This is a genomic window from Mycobacterium sp. E3247 (assembly GCF_001667785.1).
Classification (GTDB): Bacteria; Actinomycetota; Actinomycetes; order Mycobacteriales; family Mycobacteriaceae; genus Mycobacterium.
Genome location: NZ_LZJG01000172.1, coordinates 1 through 578, shown reverse-complemented (window position 1 = coordinate 578; position 578 = coordinate 1). Strand labels below are relative to the sequence as shown.

Below are 578 nucleotides of genomic sequence, written 5' to 3'. Positions count from 1 at the left end.
GCGGCCAGATGCGGATGCTCGCGCATGAGCCGGCCCGATTCGTCGAGCACCGCCTCGATCCGGTCGACGGCGGTCCCCGGGCGCGCGGCGGCCGCGCGCAGCCGCGGCAACGCGACGTCGGTCCGCGCCGCTATCGCGGCGTTGATCAGCTCCGCCTTGTTCGGAAAGTAGTTGTAGAGGCTGGCGCTGGTGACGTTCGCGGCCCGGGCGATCTCACGGATGGTGGCGCCCGCGTACCCGAATTCGGCCACGCAGCGCATCGCGGCGGTGATGATGCGGGCCCGGGTCTGCTCACCGTCGGCACCCACCGGCCGACCCAATTGCGGCGGCGTGACGCTCATGCGGCGGGAAGCCCGCCGCAGCTCCGTCCATCACGCACTACGCACCTCCGCGGCGAAGCCGGAACTAATCGATCACTCGATTATATTCGACCGTGTCGGGGACCGGGAGCCGGCGGACGGGACGCGCGAGTGAGGACAGCATGGTGACGCGGGCGCAACGGGGACGTCCGGTCGGCGCCAGCGGCGAGGAGACGCGGCAGCGGATCGTCGTTGCCACCATGCGCTGCGTGGCCGAAT

At 71.1% G+C, this 578-nt stretch carries 1 protein-coding gene and 1 pseudogene; one reads left to right on the top strand and one right to left on the bottom strand.

Annotated features, from left to right (window positions below; genetic code table 11):
• Positions 1–341 (bottom strand): TetR/AcrR family transcriptional regulator (locus tag A9X04_RS09375; protein WP_156764289.1); only part of this gene is annotated, 341 nt, incomplete at its 3' end.
• A gap of 143 nt (positions 342–484) precedes the next feature.
• Here A9X04_RS09375 and A9X04_RS31380 point away from each other — a divergent pair.
• Positions 485–578 (top strand): annotated as a pseudogene (locus A9X04_RS31380) (TetR/AcrR family transcriptional regulator); the annotation flags it as partial.